We start from the raw sequence: 18,807 nt of genomic DNA on the forward strand, positions 1-18,807 counted from the left end.
GGATCACCGGTTCGCCGGGGCTTCGGGTCGCCCGGAACAGGGCGGTCGGGGCCGGCTCAGAAGCCTGCTACAGTGGGGGAACGCCGAGACGCCAAGCGCGCGAGAATCACCCCGCTCCACCGGAGCGGCAAGGATTTGACGCCCAAGAGTCAGGCAGAGTAAGTTGGAACAGTTGCCCCGGATCAAGGCCCACAAGGCCGCGAACGGTGCGCGTCCGAACCTTGAGAACTCAACAGCGTGCCAAAAATCGATGCCAATAACCTCGTCTCGAGGTCGGCGGCGGGAAGCCCATCGGGCCCTCGCCAAAGAACTCGAACGAAAATCCTTTGGTAGAACAAGATCGAGTCAGCAACGACTCGTTCTGCTCAGCCAGAAAATCGGCCCTTCGGGGTTTTTGTTTCCGCAGGCCCTCGGGTCTCGGAGCTAAACATCAACGGAGAGTTTGATCCTGGCTCAGGACGAACGCTGGCGGCGTGCTTAACACATGCAAGTCGAACGGTGACCTTGGAGCTTGCTCCAGGCGATCAGTGGCGAACGGGTGAGTAACACGTGAGTAACCTGCCCCTTTCTCTGGGATAACTTCGAGAAATCGGAGCTAATACCGGATACGACCCAGACGGGCATCCGCACTGGGTGGAAAGATTTATCGGTAAGGGATGGACTCGCGGCCTATCAGCTAGTTGGTGAGGTAACGGCCCACCAAGGCGACGACGGGTAGCCGGCCTGAGAGGGCGACCGGCCACACTGGGACTGAGACACGGCCCAGACTCCTACGGGAGGCAGCAGTGGGGAATATTGCACAATGGGCGCAAGCCTGATGCAGCGACGCCGCGTGAGGGATGAAGGCCTTCGGGTTGTAAACCTCTTTCAGCAGGGAAGAAGCGAAAGTGACGGTACCTGCAGAAGAAGCACCGGCTAACTACGTGCCAGCAGCCGCGGTAATACGTAGGGTGCGAGCGTTGTCCGGAATTATTGGGCGTAAAGAGCTTGTAGGCGGTTTGTCGCGTCTGCTGTGAAAACTCGAGGCTTAACCTCGAGCTTGCAGTGGGTACGGGCAGACTAGAGTGTGGTAGGGGAGACTGGAATTCCTGGTGTAGCGGTGAAATGCGCAGATATCAGGAGGAACACCGATGGCGAAGGCAGGTCTCTGGGCCACTACTGACGCTGAGAAGCGAAAGCATGGGGAGCGAACAGGATTAGATACCCTGGTAGTCCATGCCGTAAACGTTGGGAACTAGGTGTGGGTCTCATTCCACGAGATCCGTGCCGCAGCTAACGCATTAAGTTCCCCGCCTGGGGAGTACGGCCGCAAGGCTAAAACTCAAAGGAATTGACGGGGGCCCGCACAAGCGGCGGAGCATGCTGATTAATTCGATGCAACGCGAAGAACCTTACCAAGGCTTGACATATACCGGAAACATCTGGAAACAGGTGCCCCGCAAGGTCGGTATACAGGTGGTGCATGGTTGTCGTCAGCTCGTGTCGTGAGATGTTGGGTTAAGTCCCGCAACGAGCGCAACCCTCGTTCTATGTTGCCAGCGCGTTATGGCGGGGACTCATAGGAGACTGCCGGGGTCAACTCGGAGGAAGGTGGGGATGACGTCAAATCATCATGCCCCTTATGTCTTGGGCTTCAAGCATGCTACAATGGCCAGTACAAAGGGCTGCGAGACCGCAAGGTGGAGCGAATCCCAAAAAACTGGTCTCAGTTCGGATTGGGGTCTGCAACTCGACCCCATGAAGTCGGAGTCGCTAGTAATCGCAGATCAGCAACGCTGCGGTGAATACGTTCCCGGGCCTTGTACACACCGCCCGTCAAGTCACGAAAGTCGGTAACACCCGAAGCCGGTGGCCTAACCGCAAGGAAGGAGCCGTCGAAGGTGGGACTGGCGATTGGGACTAAGTCGTAACAAGGTAGCCGTACCGGAAGGTGCGGCTGGATCACCTCCTTTCTAAGGAGCACTTGGTCTCGCAAGAGATCCAAGAGCCTGGCTCGAGCGAATGACTCGAGGCAGGAGCTCAAGGGTGGAACATCGATTATTTGGCGCTGACACTCGTGTCGGACCGTTAGTACAGCTCCTCGGAGCATGGAAACCGCCGACCGGATGGCAGCGCCTGGCACGTTGTTGGGTCCTGAGGGCTTCGGGCGCAAGCTCGACCTCAGCCGGCCAAGCCGGTAGGGCCTTCACCATGGTCGAACCACCGCGGATGCGGCAGGCGCCAGGCACGGTGAAGGTTCCGCCCGTTTCTTGAGAACTACACAGTGGACGCGAGCATCTTTGTGGCCAAGTTTATAAGGGCACACGGTGGATGCCTTGGCACCAGGAACCGAAGAAGGACGTAGGAATCTGCGATAAGCCACGGGGAGTCGATAACCAGACTGCGATCCGTGGATTTCCGAATGGGGAAACCCGGCTGGAGGCAAGTCCAGTCACCCTCGCCTGAACACATAGGGCGAGTGGAGGGAACGTGGGGAAGTGAAACATCTCAGTACCCACAGGAAGAGAAAGCAATTGCGATTCCGTGAGTAGTGGCGAGCGAAAGCGGAAGAGGCTAAACCGATCATGTGTGATAGCTGGTAGGCGTTGCATGGTCGGGGTCGTGGGACTTTTCAGTTGTCTCTACCAAGACAACAAGGAGTAAGAAATTCGTGCCATAGTCGAAGGACATTGAGAGGTCCGGCACAGAGGGTGCTACCCCCGTAGACGAAATGACATGAACTCCTGAGAAGTATCCCAAGTAGCACCGAACCCGTGAAATTCGGTGTGAATCTGGCGGGACCACCCGCTAAGCCTAAATATTCCCTGGTGACCGATAGCGGACAAGTACCGTGAGGGAAAGGTGAAAAGTACCCCGGGAGGGGAGTGAAATAGATCCTGAAACCGTGTGCCTACAATCCGTTGGAGCCTCCTTGTGGGGTGACAGCGTGCCTTTTGAAGAATGAGCCTGCGAGTTAGTGCTCAGTGGCGAGGTTAACCCGTGTGGGGAAGCCGTAGCGAAAGCGAGTCCGAATAGGGCGAATGAGTCGCTGGGTCTAGACCCGAAGCGGAGTGATCTACCCATGGCCAGGTTGAAGCGCGGGTAAGACCGCGTGGAGGACCGAACCCACTTAGGTTGAAAACTGAGGGGATGAGCTGTGGGTAGGGGTGAAAGGCCAATCAAACTCCGTGATAGCTGGTTCTCCCCGAAATGCATTTAGGTGCAGCGTCACGTGTTTCTTACCGGAGGTAGAGCTACTGGATGGCTAATGGGCCTCACCAGGTTACTGACGTCAGCCAAACTCCGAATGCCGGTAAGTGAGAGCGTGGCAGTGAGACTGCGGGGGATAAGCTCCGTAGTCGAAAGGGAAACAGCCCAGACCACCATCTAAGGTCCCTAAGCGTGTGCTAAGTGGAAAAGGATGTGGAGTTGCTGTGACAACCAGGAGGTTGGCTTAGAAGCAGCCACCCTTTAAAGAGTGCGTAATAGCTCACTGGTCAAGTGATTCCGCGCCGACAATGTAGCGGGGCTCAAGCACACCACCGAAGCTGTGGCATTGACACATTGCCCGGCCGTACTTGTACGGTCCAAGCGTGTTGATGGGTAGGGGAGCGTCGTGTGGCGAGCGAAGCGGCGGAGTGATCCAGCCGTGGACGCCACACGAGTGAGAATGCAGGCATGAGTAGCGAATGACGGGCGAGAAACCCGTCCGCCGAATAACCAAGGGTTCCAGGGTCAAGCTAATCTGCCCTGGGTAAGTCGGGACCTAAGGCGAGGCCGACAGGCGTAGTCGATGGACATCCGGTTGATATTCCGGAACCGGCGAAGAACCGCCCATACCGAACCTTTTGATGCTAAGTACAAGAAGCCGGCTGAACTCTTCGGAGTGATGCTGGTGGATCGTACGACCCGATCTAGTAGTAGGTAAGCAATGGAGTGACGCAGGAAGGTAGCCTCCGCGTGGCGATGGTTGTCCACGTCCAAGGGTGTAGGGCGAGATGTAGGCAAATCCGCATCTCATGTGCCTGAGACCTGATAGTGAGTGCGTATGCACGAAGCAGGGTGATCCTATGCTGTCGAGAAAAACTTCTAGCGAGGTTCTAGCCGCCCGTACCCCAAACCGACTCAGGTGGTTAGGTAGAGAATACCAAGGCGATCGAGTGAATCGTGGTTAAGGAATTCGGCAAAATACCCCCGTAACTTCGGGAGAAGGGGGGCCCAGAGGGTGAAGGAGTTTACCTCCTAGCCCGAACGGCCGCAGAGACCAGGGAGAAGCGACTGTTTACTAAAAACACAGGTCCGTGCGAAGTCGCAAGACGATGTATACGGACTGACGCCTGCCCGGTGCTGGAACGTTAAGGGGACCGGTTAGCTCTTTGAGCGAAGCTGAGAACTTAAGCGCCAGTAAACGGCGGTGGTAACTATAACCATCCTAAGGTAGCGAAATTCCTTGTCGGGTAAGTTCCGACCTGCACGAATGGCGTAACGACTTCTCCACTGTCTCAACCACGAACTCGGCGAAATTGCACTACGAGTAAAGATGCTCGTTACGCGCAGCAGGACGGAAAGACCCCGGGACCTTTACTATAGCTTGGTATTGGTGTTCGGTACGGCTTGTGTAGGATAGGTGGGAGACTTTGAAGCCGGCACGCCAGTGTCGGTGGAGTCAACGTTGAAATACCACTCTGGTCGTTCTGGATATCTAACCTCGGTCCGTGATCCGGACCAGGGACAGTGCCTGGTGGGTAGTTTAACTGGGGCGGTTGCCTCCTAAAATGTAACGGAGGCGCCCAAAGGTTCCCTCAGCCTGGTTGGCAATCAGGTTTCGAGTGTAAGTGCACAAGGGAGCTTGACTGTGAGAGAGGCATCTCGAGCAGGGACGAAAGTCGGGACTAGTGATCCGGCGGTGGCTTGTGGAAGCGCCGTCGCTCAACGGATAAAAGGTACCCCGGGGATAACAGGCTGATCTTGCCCAAGAGTTCATATCGACGGCATGGTTTGGCACCTCGATGTCGGCTCGTCGCATCCTGGGGCTGGAGTAGGTCCCAAGGGTTGGGCTGTTCGCCCATTAAAGCGGTACGCGAGCTGGGTTTAGAACGTCGTGAGACAGTTCGGTCCCTATCCGCTGTGCGCGTAGGAAACTTGAGAAGATCTATCCCTAGTACGAGAGGACCGGGATGGACGAACCTCTGGTGTGTCAGTTGTTCTGCCAAGAGCACCGCTGATTAGCTACGTTCGGAAGTGATAACCGCTGAAAGCATCTAAGCGGGAAGCACACTTCAAGATGAGGTTTCCATGGGGTTTACCCCGAGAGGCTCCCAGCTAGACCACTGGGTTGATAGGCCGGATGTGGAAGTGCAGTAATGCATGAAGCTGACCGGTACTAATAAGCCGATAACTTGATACAAAGATGCTACGCGTCCACTGTGTGGTTCCCGAGGTACGGTCGGGAACCGTGAGATCCACTGAAGATCTCGCATGACTTGATATCTCCATAGAGTTACGGCGGTCATAGCGAAGGGGAAACGCCCGGCTCCATTCCGAACCCGGAAGCTAAGCCCTTCAGCGCCGATGGTACTGCACTGGTGACGGTGTGGGAGAGTAGGACGCCGCCGGACATACTTTGTGAAAGAGCCCTACCCCGCGACGGGTAGGGCTCTTTTGCGTTCCGCGCACCGCGCGAAGGCAGGCAGCGACGGGACGGCTTCGGCCCCGGTCCACCAGGTGAAAGGGAGGCACTCCGTGCCACAGGACAGTGCAGGTCGAGGACGGGCTCCGCGAGGCGCGAGGGGTGGCCAGGGCGACGGTCAGCGTCGAGCACCGGAGGGTGGGGCTGAGCGGCGCGGTGACGGTCGGCCCACCGCGGGCGGCCGGCCCTCCACAGGTGGGCGACAGGGCAAGGATGGCGCCAGAGGTGCCCGGGGCACGGGTGGCCGGGAGGGAGGCCGGTCCGGACGTCCGGACCAGCGAGAGGGACAGGGCGATGGCGAACGTCGCGGTGGTGCCCGTCTGGCGCCGAAGTCTCCACGCCTTCCGGAGCCGGCGATACCCGAGGGCATCACCGGATACGAGCTCGACCGCGCGGTGCGGGGGCAGCTACGCACGCTGAGCAAGGAGAACGCCCAGGGTGTGGCGCAGCACCTCGTCGCGGCGGCGATGTTCCTCGAGACCGATGTCGTGGCGGCCGAGGCCCATGCCGAAACCGCGGTGCGGCGCGCCGGCCGGGTGCCGGCGGCGCGCGAGGCGCTGGGTCTGGTCGCCTACCACCAGGGTCAGTGGGCGCGCGCGTTGAGCGAGTTCCGGACCGCGCGTCGTCTGTCCGGCTCGTCGCACCTGTTGCCCTACATGGTCGACTGCGAGCGAGGGCTGGGCCGTCCCGAGCGTGCGCTCGACCTCGCCGCCTCGCCCGAGGCGCGCAACCTCGCGACGGAGGACCGGGTGGAACTGGCCATCGTCGTGTCCGGCGTGCGCCTCGACCTCGGCCAGGGCGACGCGGCCGTCGTGGGCCTGCAGGTCCCGGAGCTGACCGGGGCCACCGGCCACCCCTGGTGGGCGCGGCTCGCCTACGCCTATGCGCAAGCCCTGCTGGCCACCGGACAGGAAGCGAAGGCTCGCGAGTGGTTCGGGAGGGCGGCGTCGGCCGACGTCGAGGGGCAGACGGACGCCGAGGAGCGTCTCGGCGAGCTGGACGGTGTCGTGCTCACGGATCTACTGGAGGGCGAGGACGGGGACCAGCCGACGACTGGAGACGACGGTTTGCAGCAGTGATGTCCACAGGTGTCGGGACGCTCGTGCGTCTGTCCACACCTGCGTCTGCCCTCCTGTGCGCGGGGCGCCTCGGTGGACAGTCTGGAGATTCGGACGGGTCCTGACTGGAGGGGATGGCGCGGATGGGCATCACACAGACGACACACGCCAACGAGGTGCTGCTGGCGGGGCGAGTCAGCGGAGAAGTGGCGGAACGGACTCTGCCGAGCGGCGACCTCGTGGTGCAGCTGCGCCTGGTCGTCCCACGTGGTGACCAGCCTGCCCGGGTAAACGGAAGCTGTCGCGCCACCGTCGACACCATTGACGTCGCGTGCTGGTCGTCCGCCCTGCGTCGCAAGGCTCTCCGGCTCCGCGAAGGGATGGAAGTCGAGGTGCGCGGGGCCCTGCGCCGACGCTTCTGGAGGGCGGGCGGCCGGCCGGTGAGTCGCTACGAGGTGGAGGCACGCACGTTGAGGCGGCAGCACCCCGCTGTCAGCCCGGTCGACCAGCAGCAGACAATGAGCGGATGACCGGACCCGAGGACCAACCGCTTCTGGACCGTTTCGACGCCGTGGTCTGCGACCTCGACGGGGTGGTCTACCGCGGTGCCGCGGCGGTGGACGGTGCGGCGGAGGCGTTGCGCGGCGTGCGAGCCGAGGACAAGGGCATCGCCTACGCGACGAACAACGCGTCCCGTCCCCCGGGCGTGGTTGCGGATCAACTGAGGGGCTTCGGTCTGGAGCTGTCCGATCACGAGGTGGTGACCAGCGCACAGGCCGGCGCGCGGGCCATGCTCGACCGGCTCGCACCGGGAGCTGCCGTGCTGGCAGTCGGAGGCCCGGGCGTGGCGCTGGCGCTGGCGGAGGTGGGACTGCGACCGGTGCTGGCCAGCGCGGCCGAGGCGGCCGAGGCGGCCGCAGGAGCTGGATCGAAGTCGCAGCGAGACGCAGCGAGGGGGTCCCGGATCGAAGGGGTTCTGCAAGGCTTCGGCACCGAGGTCGCATGGTCAGATCTGGCGGAGGCGACCTACGCCATCGTGGACGGGGCGGTCTGGATCGCCACCAACACGGATGCCACCTTGCCGACCGAGCGCGGCACGGCGCCGGGCAACGGCACGCTGGTCGCGGCGGTCGCCCGGGCGAGCGGTGCAGAGCCCTTCGTCGTGGGGAAGCCGCACGCCCCCCTCTACGAACTTGCGACGGCGGTGCTGGGGAGCTCCGCTGAGCGCACCCTCGCGGTCGGCGACCGGATCGACACCGACATCGCCGGGGCGCACGCGGCGGGACTTCCGGCGCTTCTCGTGCTGACCGGGGTCGACGGTCCGGCCGAGCTGGCGGTGGCCGAACGAGGAAAGCGGCCGAGATTCGTGGCGACCGATCTGTCCGCCCTGCACCGGCCCTACCTCGAGCCGGTGGAGCGCGAGGAGACGGCCTGGTCGTGTGGTGCGGCGCTGGTGCGTGTCTCCCCGGTCGACCCGGCCGGGGTGGAGGTGCTCGAGGACGGAGACCCCGGTGAAGTGGTGCGGGCCGCGCTCGCCGCCGTCTGGAAGGGGCTCGACGAGGGGCGGCTGGACCGCGAGCAGGCGCGGCGGCTCCTGACGTCGCTCGAGAAGCCACCGGCGAGGGATCGACCCGTCGAGGGAGCGAGCGGGTAGCGCGAGGGGAAGGTAGCGTGAGCCCTGACCGGGTCGGCGTCGGCTACGCGGACCAGCAGCACACAGGTGGAGGAATCTGATGGCATTCGAATCGGTGCGTGGCTATGTCCAGCTGGCCACGGGTCTGGGGGACCTGACTCGAGCCCGGGCGACCGAGGCGGCCCAGGGGCTGCTGTCGCTGCCGAACGCCGCGTCCGGCGGCGCCCCCGCGAGGGTGGCCGGCCAGGTCAGTTCCCTCGCCGACGAGCTATTGGCGGCCGCCACCACCAACCGCGAGAACCTGCTCACGCTGGTGCGTTCCGAGATCGATGCTGCCGTGCTCCGTCTCGGACTGGCACGAGCGAGCGAGCTGGAGGCGGCCCAGGAGCGAATCTCGGTGTTGCGCTCCCAAGTGGCCGAGCTGCGTGCCGCCGCTGCCTTCGCCGCCGCCGAGCAGGCGCGTGGCGGCGAACCGACCGCTGCACCCGAAGCGGAGCCGTCCCCTGCCACGACGGCGCCGGAGAGGACCGCGGCGAAGTCCTCCACAGCCCGGCAAGGCGCCAGGTCGATCGCGGCAAAGCCGACGACGGCCAAGCCGACGACGGCCAAGCCGACGACGGCCAAGTCGAGGGCCGCGAAGAACGCCGCGGCGAAGTCGGCCTCGGCGAGGAGCGCCGCCAAGCCGGCGACGGCGAAGAATGCTGCCACGAGGTCGGTGACTGCGAAGAAGTCCGCAGCCAAGTCAACCACGACGAAGGCGACCACGGCGAAGGCGACCACGGCGAAGAAGACCACGGCGAAGAAGAGCGCTGCCCAGAAGACAGCCGCGAGGAAGACGGCCGCCGGCACGTCGGGCAGGGCACGGAAGTCGGCGCAGGCTGGCCGGCGCAGGGCCGCGTCCACCCGCAAGAGGAGCTGACGATGAGTCACGACGAGCAACGGGACGAGGAGCAGCTTCCGGACCAGTCAGATCGCTCGGCTCAAGCAGTGACCACGCCGCAGTCCGAGGACCCGCAAGCACCCTCGGGAGGGCCCAGCGACGACGACACCCAACAGGGTCAGGGACACGTTGAGGTTGAGGCTTCCGGCCCGTCGGCCGGGTTGTCCGGCCAAGGGCTGCAGCAGCCTCCCGCGGATGCCTCCACCGTGAGCGAGCATGCCATCGTGCTCGACCGCCCGACGCTCGAGTCGACGGGGGACCAGGTGGTCGACGCGGTGCTCGAACAGTTCGACCGGGTCACAGGTCAGCCCCTGGTGACGCAGATCGAGGCTGCCGAAAGGGTCCAGGAGACGCTGCAGTCGAGGCTGTCCGACCTCGGCGACGGCTGACTGCCGCCGCAACCTACGGTTGTCATGCCCCCACGAAGCCGCCTCGACGTGGCGCTGGTGCGTCGCGGCTTCGCCAGGTCGCGGGGCCAGGCGCGGGAGATGATCACCGCGGGCACGGTCTGGGTCCGTGGTGCTGCCGTCACCAAGCCCGCGCACCAGGTGACCGACGAAGACACCGTGACGCTGTCGGAGGAGCCGGAGCGCTGGGTGGGCCGTGCGGCATACAAGCTGCTCGCGGCCCTGACCGAGTTCGGTCCCTCCGGGCTGGAGGCGCACGGACGTCAGTGCCTGGACGTGGGTGCTTCGACGGGCGGCTTCACCCAGGTGCTCTTGGCCCACGGCGCGGCGCACGTCGTGGCCCTCGACGTGGGGCACGACCAGCTCGCTGCGTCGGTGGCCGGCGATCCCAGGGTCACCGAACGCTCGGGTCTCAACGTGCGTGACGTGACCGCCACCGAGATCGGCGGGCCGTTCGAGCTGGTGGTCGCCGACCTCAGCTTCATCTCGCTACGGACCGTGCTGCCCAACCTGGCGCAACTCACCGAGACCGACGGCGACCTGGTCACGTTGGTGAAGCCGCAGTTCGAGGTGGGGCGCGAGCGCCTCGACAAGAGGGGCGTCGTGAAGTCGACCGACCAGCGCCGTCGCGCGCTGCTCGACGTCATCGCGGCGGCGGGGGAGGAGGACCTCCTGCCGCGGGGCCTGTGCCGGAGCCCGATCACCGGGGGCAGCGGCAACCAGGAGTACCTGCTGTGGCTCAGCCGCGCCCGGGAAGGCATGATGAGTGAGCCGGAGACGACGCTGCGCGTCGACACCCTCACCCAGGAGGACCAGCCGTGACCGCAACCCACGAAGCCACTCCAGGAGGTTCTCCGCTCGCAGGCTCGGAGCGATACCCGGCGGCGACCCCGGCCTGCGACGTTTCGTGGAAACCCGGGCCTCCGACACTTCGCGGGGGCCCCGCTTGACCCGCCGGATCCTGCTGGTCACCCACCCGGGCCGGCTCGAGGCGCGGCACCTGGCCGGTCAGGTCGCCGAGCGCCTCCACCAGGAGGGCATCGAGATCGCAGTGCTGCCCGACGAGGCCAAGGAGCTCGACCTCACCGACAGCCCCAACGTGGCGATGGCCGATCCGGCGGCCGTCGCGGCCGGCTGCGAGCTGGTCTGCGTGCTGGGCGGTGACGGCACCATCCTGCGGGGCGCCGAGATCTCGCGCGGCAACGGCGCACCGCTGCTCGGGGTGAACCTCGGACACGTCGGGTTTCTCGCTGAGGCCGAACGAGAGGACCTTTCGGCCACCGTCGAGCACATCGTCCGCCGTGACTACCGGGTCGAGGAACGGATGACCCTGGAGGTGTGCGCCACCCACGGGGGCCAGCTCATCTCGACCGGCTGGGCCCTCAACGAGGCGTCGGTGGAGAAGGCCTCGCGCGAGCGGATGCTCGAGCTCACCGTCGAGATCGATGGGCGACCGCTGTCCACCTGGGGCTGCGACGGTGTGGTGATGGCGACGCCGACCGGCTCCACGGCATACGCCTTCTCCGCCGGTGGCCCCGTGGTCTGGCCCGACGTCGAAGCCATGCTGCTCGTGCCGATCTCCGCCCACGCGCTGTTCGCCCGGCCGCTCGTGCTCGGTCCCCGCTCGAGGCTCGCCGTCGAGGTGCTGGCCGACACCGAGGGTAGCGGGGTGCTCTGGTGCGACGGTCGGAGGGCCGTCGACCTGCCGCCGGGCGCCCGTATCGAGGTGAGCCGCAGCGACAAGCCGGTCCGACTCGCTCGGCTGGCCTCGTCCTCCTTCACCGACCGACTCGTCGCCAAGTTCGACCTGTCCGTCTCCGGGTGGAGGGGCAGCGGGCGCAGCGAGCCGAGAGCGGTGGAGGGTGCGCGCCCTGCCCGTCCAGACGGTGGCCGGCCGTAGGCTGCCTGCGTGCTGCGCGAGATCCGGATCCAGAACCTCGGTGTCATCGACGACGCCGTGCTCGAGCTGTCCGAGGGTCTCAACGTCGTCAGCGGTGAGACGGGAGCCGGCAAGACCATGGTCGTGTCCGGCCTTGGGCTCCTGCTCGGCGACCGCGCCGACGCGGGCCGGGTCCGCGACGGGGCCAGTCAGGCGGTGGTCGAGGGCTTCGTCGACATCCCCACCGACCATCCCGCCGCGGTCCGCGCCGCCGAAGCAGGTGGCGACGTCGAGGACGGGTTGATCCTGGTGCGGTCGGTGTCACGACAAGGACGCTCCCGGGCCCACGTCGGTGGGCGATCGGCTCCCGTCGGCGTGCTGGCAGAGCTGGGGGAGCTCCTCGTCGCCGTGCACGGGCAGGCCGACCAGTGGCGCCTGCGCAGGCCGGAGCAGCACCGGGTCGTGCTCGACCGCTTCGCCGGCGAGTCGGTCGGCGGACCGCTGCGGCGCTACACCGAGCTGTATGCCGAACTGCAGGACGTGCGCGCAGAGGTGCAGCGGCTGCGCGAGCTCGAGCGGGACCGCGCCCGACAGGTGGATGTGCTGCGGACCGGGCTCGAGGAGATCGAGGCGGTGGACCCTCAGCCGGGAGAGGACGACGACCTCCGAAGAGAGTCAGAGCGGCTGGCCCACGCCGACGGCTTGCGGGTGGCGGCGGGGGAGGCCCACCTGCTGGTCATGGGCGGTGACGACGCCCTGGCCGCGGCGGACGAGGCGGGTGGGAGCGTCGCTGACCTGCTGGGCCGGGCCCGCGCAGCCCTCGCACCCGTCGTCGGCCACGACCCGCAGCTCGCCGAGCTCGACCGGCGGCTGCAGGAGACCACGTATGCCGTGACCGACGTGGGAGGCGACCTCGCGGCCTACCAGGCAGACCTCGACGTGGACCCGGCCCGGCTGGCCTGGGTGGGCGAGCGTCGAGCCGCCCTCGGTGGCCTGCTGCGCAAGTACGGCGAGTCGGTCGCCGAGGTCCTGGCCTGGGGCGAGGACGCGGCGAAGCGCCTGACCGAGCTGGAGGGGGTCGACGACCGCCTCGACGAGCTGCAGCAGCGGTGGGCAGTCGTGCGGGCCGAGCTGGCCGCCGTCGGCACGGAGCTCAGTGCGGCCCGGACGGAGGCGGCAGGGCGGTTCGCCGAGCGGGTCGGTGACGAGCTGGCACACCTGGCGATGGGGAATTCCCGAATCGAGGTGGCCGTCCGGCAACACGACGATCCCGACTCCGACCAGGCCCTGGAGACCGCCGACGGGCGACGACTGCGCTGTGGCCCCTCGGGGCTGGACGACGTCGAGATCCTGCTCGCGGCGGGCTCCGGGTCGCCGCCCCGTGGCGTGGCCAAGGCCGCCTCCGGAGGCGAGCTCTCGCGCCTGATGCTGGCGTTGGAGCTGGTCACGGCCAGCGGGGACGTGCCGACCTTCGTCTTCGACGAGGTCGATGCCGGGGTCGGAGGAGCCGCGGCCCTCGAGGTGGGGTCCCGCCTCGCCGCGCTCGCGCGCACCTCCCAGGTCGTCGTGGTCACCCACCTCGCCCAGGTGGCGGCATTCGCCGACCGGCACCTGGTGGTGAGCAAGACCGACGACGGGCACGTCACGGCGAGCGGGGTCGCTCCGGTCGAGGGGGAGGACCGGGTCCGTGAGCTGGCCAGGATGCTGGGCGGGGTCGCCGACTCCGCCGCCGCACTCGAGCACGCCCGCGAGCTGCTGCAGGACTCGGTCGGCCCGAAGGCCTGACAGGGGCGCATGACCGGGCGCGGAGCCGTGGCGTCACGCCCGGAAACCTGCAGGTCATGGCACGATAGCGGTCGATGAAACTCACCCTGCACGGGTGGCGCGAACGCCACGCCGTCGCGCCCTCTCTGGGCGGGACCATTCGGGTCGACGCCCGCACCAAGGACCTCACCAAGCGGCTTCATCATGGCGACATCGCGATCATCAACCATGAGGACATCGACCAGGTCAGCGCCCAGGCGCTGCTGGCCTGCCAACCGGTCGCGGTGATCAACGCCGCTGCGTCGACGAGCGGGCGCTACCCCAACCTCGGCCCGGAGATCCTCGTGGAGGGCGGGGTCATCCTCATCGACCGGGTCGGTGACGAGGTCATGTCCGTCGTGCGGGAGGGACAGAACGGGCGGGTCGAGGACGGTCAGCTGCTGGTCCGTGACGAGGTGGTGGCCACGGGGATCCGACTCACCCTCGAGGACATCCACCGCGCCATGGCCGACGCGAGGGCGGGACTCGCGGTGCAGCTCGAGGCGTTCGCCTCCAACACGATGGCCTACCTCCAGCAGGAGCGGGAGCTGCTCCTGGACGGCGTGGGCCTGCCCGAGGTGCGCACCGCCATCGAGGGCCGGCACGCGCTGGTGGTGGTCCGCGGCTACCACTACAAGGACGACCTGCAGACACTGCGCCCCTACATCCGGGAGTACCGGCCGGTGCTCATCGGGGTGGACGGCGGGGCCGACGCCCTGGCCGAGGCCGGGCACAAGCCCGACCTCATCGTCGGCGACATGGACTCGGTCTCCGACGCCACCCTCACCTGCGGTGCCGAGGTCGTCGTGCATGCCTATCGCGACGGCCGTGCGCCCGGGCTCGAACGGGTCGAGGCGCTCGGGGTCGAGGCACCGGTGATCTTCCCCGCGACCGGCACCAGCGAGGACATCGCCATGCTGCTGGCCGACGGAAAGGGTGCCGTGGTGATCGTCGCCGTCGGCACGCACGCCACCCTGGTGGAGTTCCTGGACAAGGGACGGGCCGGTATGGCGAGCACCTTCCTGACCCGGTTGCGCGTCGGCGGCAAGCTCGTCGACGCGAAAGGCGTGAGCCGCCTCTACCGTTCGCGGGTCTCGACGCTGTCCCTGGTCATGCTCGTCATCGCCGGACTGCTAGCGTTGACAGTCGCACTGGCCTCCACTTCGGCGGGCACGGCCATGCTCCAGCTCCTGGCCGCCCGCTGGGATGACCTCTGGTCATGGATCGTGGGGATCTTCAGATGATCGACTTCCGCTACCACGTCGTCTCGATCGTCGCCGTCTTCATCGCGCTGGCGGTGGGTATCGTCCTCGGCGCTGGCCCCCTCAAGGAGGACATCGGCAGCACGCTGACCGCCCAGGTGACCCAGCTGCGAGCCGACAAGAGCGCGCTGCGTGACCAGCTCAAGGAGAGCCAGGACGGGGTCTCCTCGCGTGACACGTATGCCGGGCTGGTCGCCCCCGCCGTCATCGCCGGCCAGCTGCCCGACCGTGAGGTCGCGCTCGTCGTCCTGCCCGACGCCGACGCCGGACTGGTCAAGCGGACCACGCACTCGCTCAGCGAAGCCGGAGCCAAGGTGGTCGGCACCATCTCGGTCAGCGACAAGTGGACCGACCCGGACGAGGCCACGGCCCGGACCCAGGCGGTGACCCCGTTGGCGCAGCTCGTGGGAGTCGAGCCCTCGGTGACGAGCGCCGGCGAGCTGCCGTCGCTCGTCCTCAGCAGGGCCATCTTCGGCGCCCCGGAGGGCGCCAAGGGCGGGTCCGTCGGCCGCGACACGTCGAACGGGCGGAGCAGGGTGCTGCAGGGTCTGGACAAGGCGGGGCTGATCTCGCTCCAGCCGGGCACCGGCGAGGCAGCCACCTCCGTGGTCGTCGTCGCCGGACCGCTGGCCGAGGACGAGACGTTGCGCAACACCGAGGCCGAGAGCTACCTGAAACTGCTGGCGACGTTCGGGGGCGGCGACCGCCCGGCCCTGCTGGTGTCCGGTCACGAGCCGGGCCAGAGCGTGGCCGTGGCGAGTCCACTCGTGACCACGGTCCGGGCGGACCCCAAGCTGACCTCGGTGGTCTCGACGGTGGACGACGGCAACCTCAGCATGGGGCAGGGCACCCTGGTGCTGGCGCTGCACGGTGAGTACGACGACGCGAACGGGCACTACGGGCTGGCCGGTGACGCGAGCGCCGTCGCTCCCGAGATCCCGGCGAACCAGTGACCCCGGCAGCGTCGGTGCTGTCCGGAGCCGTCTCCGCGGTGCTGGTGGGCGCCGTGTCGGCCCTGTCGACCGGGGCCGCGTCGGTCGTGCTGCGTCGCGGGTGCCCCGGTGACACCGCCCGGTGGGACCGCACGAACCACCGGGGTGATCGGGTCACCTTGCTCGAGGGACCCTCCTTCGTGGCCGGCAGTGTCGCCGCGGCTGCGCTCTCCGGTCTCTCCAGCCGGCGACGGGGCGACGGTGCGAGCACGGCGGCCGGCGCGGTGGCGGTGCTCGCGGCGGGGTCCCTCGGCGCGTGGGACGATCTGCGCGGCGACGACGCGAGCAAAGGTCTGCGCGGTCACCTCAGCGCGCTGCGCCAGGGCCGTCTGACCACCGGGTCGGTGAAGATCATCGGTCTGGCCGTCTCCGGACTGGTGTCCTCCTGGCTGGTCGAGCGGGGGGCGGTCCGGTCCTCGGCACACTCCGGCGCCGCCCGTGCAGCGGCCACCGTGGCGGGCGGCGGAGTCGTGGCCGGCACCGCGAACGTGGTCAACCTGTTCGACCTGAGGCCAGGTCGCGCCCTCAAGGTGGTGCTCGCGACGGCCCTGCCGTTGGCGCCCGGGCAGGGCGGACGCAGTGCCGCCATTGCCAGCGGCGCTGCCCTCGCGCTGCTTCCCGAGGACCTGGCCGGCAGGTCGATGCTCGGCGACACCGGAGCCAACGGCGCCGGCGCGCTGCTGGGCACGGCGATCCTGGAGCGCACCGGGCTGCGCGGCAGGCTCGTGGCGCTCGGTCTCCTCACCGCGCTCACACTGGCCTCCGAGAAGGTGAGCTTCACCCGGGTCATCGAGTCCACGCCGGTCCTGCGCGAGCTGGACGCGCTCGGTCGGTCCACACCGGGGTGAGCCCCACCACGCGCCGCCTCGGCAGCGGCCTGCTGGCCGCCGCCGGGCTGCTCGCGATCACCACCCTGCTCGCGCGAGTGATCGGGTTCGGCCGCTGGCTGGTCTTCTCCGGCAGCGTCGGGACGACCTGCGTCGGAGAGGTCTACCAGAGCGCCAACGTGCTGCCCAACGTGCTCTACGAGGTCGCCGCGGGCGGTGCCCTCGCGGCCGTCGCCGTGCCCCTCATCGCCGGGCAGCTCGGGCGCGGTGACGAGGCCGCTGCAGACCGCGCAGCCTCCGCCATGCTCACCTGGGCGGTGGCGGTCCTGGTGCCGCTCGCGGTGCTGCTCGCCGTGCTCGCGCACCCGATCAGCAACGTGCTGCTCGGCAACAACGGATGCGCCGAAGGTGTCGACAGTGCCTCGGTCGAGCTGGGTGCCACGATGCTGGTCGTCTTCGCACCCCAGGTCGTCCTCTACGGCGTCGGCATCGTCCTCGCCGGCATCCTGCAGGCCCACCGCCGGTTCTTCGCGGTGGCGATCGCGCCGCTGCTCTCCAGTGTGGTGGTCATCGCCACCTACCTGCTCTACGCGCATCTGGCGGGTGCCGACGGAGGCGACCCGACAACGCTGTCGGGCACCGCGGCATACACACTGGCCGGAGGCACCACCCTCGGCGTCGTCGTGCTCAGCCTGCCGCTGCTGGTGCCGGTGTGGCGCACCGGGATCCGGCTGCGGCCTACCTTCGGGTTCCCGCCCGGACTTGCCCGCCGCGCGGGGGCGCTCGCCGCCGCCGGCGTGCTCGCGCTGCTCGCCCAGCAGCTCGCGGTGCTCGTCACCGTGTGGGTCTCCAACCGGCACGGTGGCACCGGCACGGTGAACGTCTACACCTACGTCCAGGCGATCTACCTGCTGCCCTACGGCGTCCTCGCCGTCCCGGTGGCCATGTCGGCCTTTCCGACCCTCGCGGCGCGGGTCTCGGAGCACCTCGAGGGACGGTCTGCGACGGGGAGCCCCGGTGACGTCGCCGGGCCGGCCCAGGTTGAGACCACGCCCGACACGTCGTTGCCGATGCTGGCCACGAGCACCCGCGTCGTGCTCGCCGCGGGCTGTCTCGGGGCCGCGCTGCTGGTTGCGGCCGCCGTGCCGATCGGCGGGTTCTTCCGTGTCCTCGACGTGGGCGCCGGCACGCGCGCCGGGAGCGCCAGCCTGGACGCCATGCCGGCGGCGTTGCTCGCCTACGCCCCGGGACTCGTCGGGTTCGGGCTGGCTGCGGTGCTCACCCGGGCGCTCTACGTGCGTGGCCACCCCATGGCTGCCGCCCTGTCGGTGGGCGCCGGCTGGCTCGTCGCCGCCCTCGCCCCGCTGCTGCTGCTGCACGGCGAGCCCGGCACCGAGACCGTGCTGGTGACGCTGGGCGCGAGCAGCAGTGTCGGTATGACGCTCGCGGCCCTTGCCCTCCTCGTCGCCGTGCGCCGCGCCTGGGGTGGGACGGGGCTGGCCGGGGTGCGACGCACCGCAGCGGCGGCGGTCTGCGCCGCCGCCGTGGCCGCGGCGGCCGGGTGGCTGGTCGGCCGGCTGGTGCCGCACGACTCGCTCGGCACAGCGCTGGGCGCCGGGATCCTGGCGGGCACCCTCGCGCTCGCGATCTTTGCCATGGGGATGGCGCTCGGCGACCGGTCGGCTGCCGCGATGGTGTGGCGGCGGCTCGCGCGGAGGTGGGTATGAGGATCGTCCAGCTGTTGGGCCACAGCACCGGCGGCATCGGGACCCACGTGGCCCACCTGACCGAGCAGCTGCGGGATGCGGGCGAGGAGGTCGTGGTGGTGGGTCCGGCGGGCACCGTGGAGCGCTTCGACATGGGCCGGTCCTGGTGCTGGTGGCCGTTGGCGCGCGGGCCACGAGCATTGCTGGCCGCGGTGCGCGGCCTGCGCCGGACCAGGGCAATGGTCGCCTCGGCGGACGTGCTGCACGCCCACGGCCACCAGGCGGGTCTGGTGGCCGCCACGCTCCTGCTGGGGCTGCGCGTGCGCGGCAGGCGTGGGCCGCGGCTGGTCGTGTCGTGGCACAACGCTGTGCTGCCGGCACCCGGGGCGCGGGAACCAGCGGAACGCGCCCAGCACGCCATACCTCACAAGGGTGGTGGATGGCGGGGGTGGGTGCAGCGGTATGCCGTCCGGCGGGCCGACCTGGTCTCGGGCGCCAGCCGCGACCTGGTGGCCGGCGCGGAGCGTCTCGGCGCGCAGCGGGCCCGGCTGGCCGCCGTCCCGTCGCCGCGGGTCGCGCCGCAGATTCGGCAGGCCCGGCGACCTTCACTAGAGTGTCGCTGTCGTGGGCCG

General features: G+C 67.8%; 13 protein-coding genes and 3 rRNA genes. 15 read left to right on the top strand and 1 reads right to left on the bottom strand.

Translation table 11 applies throughout. The features are described 5' to 3' along the window. The first annotated feature begins 430 nt into the window (after positions 1-430). The 6 genes from FCN22_RS07870 (at position 431) to FCN22_RS07895 (ending at position 8,380) form a co-directional block, all read left to right on the top strand. Positions 431-1,952 (top strand): 16S ribosomal RNA (locus tag FCN22_RS07870). A gap of 331 nt (positions 1,953-2,283) precedes the next feature. Then, positions 2,284-5,386: ribosomal RNA gene (locus FCN22_RS07875) — 23S ribosomal RNA — on the top strand. 94 nt (positions 5,387-5,480) lie between these two features. Further along, positions 5,481-5,597: ribosomal RNA gene (gene rrf / locus FCN22_RS07880) — 5S ribosomal RNA — on the top strand. Together the 16S, 23S and 5S rRNA genes form the textbook arrangement of a ribosomal RNA operon. A 511-nt stretch (positions 5,598-6,108) precedes the next feature. Next, a complete protein-coding gene (locus FCN22_RS07885; RefSeq protein ID WP_238384590.1) occupies positions 6,109-6,747 on the top strand; it encodes a hypothetical protein in 639 nt (212 codons plus the stop codon). Between the two features lie 122 nt (positions 6,748-6,869). After that, positions 6,870-7,256, top strand: coding sequence for a single-stranded DNA-binding protein (locus tag FCN22_RS07890; protein WP_137120999.1), 387 nt, complete (start codon positions 6,870-6,872; stop codon positions 7,254-7,256). Further along, positions 7,253-8,380, top strand: a complete 1,128-nt coding sequence (locus FCN22_RS07895) for an HAD-IIA family hydrolase (protein WP_137121000.1) — start codon at positions 7,253-7,255, stop codon at positions 8,378-8,380. The genes FCN22_RS07890 and FCN22_RS07895 overlap by 4 nt, the downstream gene beginning before the upstream one ends. 102 nt (positions 8,381-8,482) lie before the next feature. Here the strand turns inward: FCN22_RS07895 and FCN22_RS22525 are convergent, their stop codons facing one another. After that, a complete protein-coding gene (locus FCN22_RS22525) occupies positions 8,483-9,289 on the bottom strand; it encodes a hypothetical protein (protein WP_137121001.1) in 807 nt (268 codons plus the stop codon). On the opposite strand from FCN22_RS22525, the gene FCN22_RS07905 reads away from it, so the two are divergent. From FCN22_RS07905 to FCN22_RS07945, 9 genes are all read left to right on the top strand, one after another. Next, the gene (locus FCN22_RS07905) at positions 9,281-9,688 is read left to right on the top strand and encodes a hypothetical protein (protein ID WP_137121002.1); all 408 of its coding nucleotides are present in this window, start codon (positions 9,281-9,283) and stop codon (positions 9,686-9,688) included. The two genes, FCN22_RS22525 and FCN22_RS07905, sit on opposite strands and share 9 nt — an antisense overlap. A gap of 24 nt (positions 9,689-9,712) precedes the next feature. After that, positions 9,713-10,528: a TlyA family RNA methyltransferase gene (locus FCN22_RS07910; RefSeq protein WP_137121003.1), complete on the top strand. Its 816-nt coding sequence runs from the start codon at positions 9,713-9,715 to the stop codon at positions 10,526-10,528. A gap of 124 nt (positions 10,529-10,652) precedes the next feature. After that, positions 10,653-11,606, top strand: coding sequence for an NAD kinase (locus FCN22_RS07915; protein WP_137121004.1), 954 nt, complete (start codon positions 10,653-10,655; stop codon positions 11,604-11,606). Positions 11,607-11,615: 9 nt separating this feature from the next. After that, positions 11,616-13,370, top strand: coding sequence for a DNA repair protein RecN (gene recN / locus FCN22_RS07920; RefSeq protein ID WP_137121005.1), 1,755 nt, complete (start codon positions 11,616-11,618; stop codon positions 13,368-13,370). Between the two features lie 74 nt (positions 13,371-13,444). Beyond that, on the top strand, positions 13,445-14,632 hold the full coding sequence (gene steA, locus FCN22_RS07925; protein ID WP_137121006.1) for a putative cytokinetic ring protein SteA: 1,188 nt from the start codon (positions 13,445-13,447) through the stop codon (positions 14,630-14,632). Then, a complete protein-coding gene (locus FCN22_RS07930; protein ID WP_162308157.1) occupies positions 14,629-15,603 on the top strand; it encodes a copper transporter in 975 nt (324 codons plus the stop codon). The genes steA and FCN22_RS07930 overlap by 4 nt, the downstream gene beginning before the upstream one ends. Beyond that, the gene (locus FCN22_RS07935) at positions 15,600-16,490 is read left to right on the top strand and encodes a hypothetical protein (RefSeq protein ID WP_137121008.1); all 891 of its coding nucleotides are present in this window, start codon (positions 15,600-15,602) and stop codon (positions 16,488-16,490) included. Before FCN22_RS07930 ends, FCN22_RS07935 begins: the two co-directional genes overlap by 4 nt. Continuing rightward, positions 16,487-18,196 (top strand): murein biosynthesis integral membrane protein MurJ, encoded by a 1,710-nt coding sequence (murJ, locus tag FCN22_RS07940; RefSeq protein WP_137121009.1) that lies wholly within the window; start codon positions 16,487-16,489, stop codon positions 18,194-18,196. The genes FCN22_RS07935 and murJ overlap by 4 nt, the downstream gene beginning before the upstream one ends. After that, on the top strand, positions 18,193-18,807 hold a 615-nt coding region (locus FCN22_RS07945), incomplete at its 3' end, for a glycosyltransferase (protein ID WP_162308158.1). The genes murJ and FCN22_RS07945, both read left to right, overlap by 4 nt.

The organism is Segeticoccus rhizosphaerae (assembly GCF_005222685.1).
Classification (GTDB): Bacteria; Actinomycetota; Actinomycetes; order Actinomycetales; family Dermatophilaceae; genus Segeticoccus; species Segeticoccus rhizosphaerae.